Source organism: Ilyobacter sp. (assembly GCF_041583315.1).
GTDB lineage: Bacteria > Fusobacteriota > Fusobacteriia > Fusobacteriales > Fusobacteriaceae > Ilyobacter.
On the sequence record NZ_JBFHGC010000366.1, the window covers coordinates 1 to 2,993 of the forward strand.

4 protein-coding genes are annotated in these 2,993 nt (G+C 34.2%); 2 read left to right on the top strand and 2 right to left on the bottom strand.

Annotated features, from left to right (window positions below; genetic code table 11):
• Positions 1–41: 41 nt before the first annotated feature.
• Complete coding sequence (locus ABZA26_RS11470; protein ID WP_372714659.1) at positions 42–275, bottom strand: zinc ribbon domain-containing protein; 234 nt, start codon at positions 273–275, stop codon at positions 42–44.
• A 98-nt stretch (positions 276–373) separates the two neighbouring features.
• Positions 374–1,051, bottom strand: a complete 678-nt coding sequence (locus ABZA26_RS11475; protein WP_372714660.1) for a hypothetical protein — start codon at positions 1,049–1,051, stop codon at positions 374–376.
• Positions 1,052–1,210: 159 nt separating this feature from the next.
• Between ABZA26_RS11475 and ABZA26_RS11480 the strand changes: the two genes are divergently transcribed.
• On the top strand, positions 1,211–1,516 hold the full coding sequence (locus ABZA26_RS11480) for a hypothetical protein (protein ID WP_372714661.1): 306 nt from the start codon (positions 1,211–1,213) through the stop codon (positions 1,514–1,516).
• 248 nt (positions 1,517–1,764) lie between these two features.
• On the top strand, positions 1,765–2,826 hold the full coding sequence (locus ABZA26_RS11485; protein ID WP_372714662.1) for a low specificity L-threonine aldolase: 1,062 nt from the start codon (positions 1,765–1,767) through the stop codon (positions 2,824–2,826).
• Positions 2,827–2,993 lie beyond the last annotated feature (167 nt).

Consider the following 2,993-nt stretch of genomic DNA (forward strand, 5'->3'; position numbering starts at 1 on the left):
AAACTTTTAAACAAAAAATCCAGATTATATAATCTGGATTTTTATTGTTCTTTCAGAAAAAATTCAAGTGTTTTCTTTGATTTTAATTCGTTACAGTGGTTGCAAAAAAACTGAGTAGAACCGCATGCTGCCAGAATCTCCACTTCTTTTCCGCATTTGTCACATAAGGCAGCTTTTTTAAAGGTTTTTTTACATTTGTCACAGTGATATTTTCCAGTGAGACTGTCCTTGGTGGTTTCTTTTCCGCAAACTGGGCATATATTAATTTTATCCATAAAATATTCTCCTTTTTATAAAATTCATAGATCTGATACTCATTATAAAATTATTTTATACGGATTTCAAGTCTTATTTATGAGACCTTTATTATCATTCATATTTCAAACTCCAAAAACAATGTGGCAAAATTTGAACCCCCTCTTACATCATTTATAACTCCTTGAATTCCTGATCTGTGAGAAATTCCTATTCCTGCATATGAATTATTAAACTCCTCTTTTCCAAAGATATCCCCTATATTAAAAGACAGAGAGATATCCATATAATTTAAGAGCTTACTCCTGGCCTCTTTACTTTCACTGTTGAAATTTTGAGTTTCTATATCCAGGTATTCACCCACGTATGACAGTCCCTCTCCTACTCCCAGTCTTGTGCGAATACTGTTGCTCCATGGGAATTTCTTATAGTATAATTTCACAGCAAAATTTATCTGATAAGTATCTTTACCGTTTAATTCTATAGGTTGTGTGTATTGTCCGTCTGACTTTATTATATCCTGGCTGTGATAGAGGAGGCTGGTCAAAAATGTGAAGTCCAAAGGAAGTCCCTTAAAATCTTTTGATAAAAATCTTTCCACCTGTAAACCTGCAAAATACGACTCCTGTTCATCCCACTGGTCGAATTCACCAAAAGTTCTTCTTAGTTTTGAATAATTTGCCCTCCCGTAAATAGGCCTTAATATATATTTTGTATCAGATGTTTCCCCAGGTTCTCCAATTATAACTGTGGAAAAAGAAACGTAAATCAATAATAGAATATAAATTTTTTTCATAAGTTTCCTCCTGTGGATGAGTATATAATAGTTTTACCAGTATATCTCCCGTATCCTTCTGTCTGCCAATAACAAAAGATTTAAGAATATGAAAAATAAAAAAGGTTTTTTAAAAATAAATAATATAGTATATTTAACTTATATTAGGAGGTCTTCACTGTGTATGAATTAGATGAGATTTTAAAAAAATTAAAAGAATCGAAAAAGAAACTGCCAAACAACCCAAAGGATTACAATAATTGCTGTAAAGAGTTAAAAAAATATGAAAATGAACTTTTTTCCTCATACGGCAATACCAATACTCAAATCGGTAATGAAAATATGTCTGAAGAGATGATAGCATGTCAGAAAGAACTTCAGAACTGGGCAAAATCAGAATTTCAAAGAGTACATGCAGAATTATCAAAATCTGAAATTGATGATGATATAATACATGGATTTATGAAAAGATTAGAGGAATTTTAATTACGGCTGGAAATTATTTCCAGCTTTTTTTTTATTTACTTTAATGTATTCAGAAAAGCGTATTTCCATAACCTATGCAGAAATAGGAGTGATCAGAGTGCTTTTCTGACGAAGGAACTATTCTTTTTATTATAAGCCCTTGATACACTGGGACAATATATGTATAATTGTTTTACTGGACTTATTATCTTTGATAATACAGTGGGATCCATAGGGAAAAATTCACATTTACTTTGAAGGGGGAAGTTATGCCAGAAGATATAAAAGAAAAGATAGTATATAGTTTTAAAAATGATTACAGCGAAGGAGCACACCTGGATATTCTAAATGCTCTGATAAATACAAATACCAGCCAGCAGAATGGGTACGGGGAAGACTGCTATTCAGAAGAGGCTGTGGATATACTCAAGGATAAAATCAATAATGAAAATATAGACATACATTTTGTCGCAGGAGGAACCCAGGCCAACCTGGTGGTGATCTCATCAGTCCTAAGGCCCTATGAATCCATCATAGCTGCAGATACCGGGCATATAAGCACTCATGAGACAGGGGCTATAGAGGCTACAGGTCACAAAATCAGTATTGTTGAAAGTCTGGACGGGAAACTTCTTCCAGAAAGAATTGAAAAATTGCTTTCTGAGCACAGCAGTGAACATATGGTAAAGCCGAGAATGGTTTTTATATCAAATTCTACTGAACTGGGAACGGTTTATAAAAAAAATGAGCTGGAAAAACTGTCGTTATTCTGCAAAAAAAACGATCTGATCTTATATATGGACGGGGCAAGGTTAGGGGCAGCACTGACATCAGATACAAATGATCTGACACTGGAGGATATCTCCAGGCTTGTGGATGTTTTTTATATAGGGGGTACTAAAAACGGTGCACTTTTGGGAGAGGCAATAGTCCTCTGTAATGATAGCTTAAAGAAAAACTTCAGATATAATATGAAACAAAAGGGTGCTCTTATGGCCAAGGGAAGAATACTTGGTATACAGTTTTCAGAGCTATTCAGAAATAACCTGTTTTTCTCTCTGGGGAAACACGCCAACTTTATGGTGTCTAAGCTCGGATCATCCATAGAGAAGCTAGGATACGATTTTCTTAATGAGACAGAGTCCAATCAGATATTCCCCATATTCCCGACAGAAGTAGTGGAGAAACTCACTGAAAAATATGGCTTTTATGTATGGCAGAATATCGATGATGAAATGTCTGCTGTGAGACTGGTTACTTCCTGGGCCACAAAAGAAGAGATAGTGGACCGATTCCTGTCAGACCTTGAAAAATTAATTGAGCACAAATAAAGCCTTTAAATATTATAGGATACCCCTAGAATAATGGCTAATGTGATCAGAAGACAAATAAAAAAGAGACATATAAGGGTAAACCAATATGTCTCTTTTTATTTGTCTTCTGATCACATTAGCCATTCTTCTAAGGATATCCTATAATATTTAAAGGCTCTATTTGT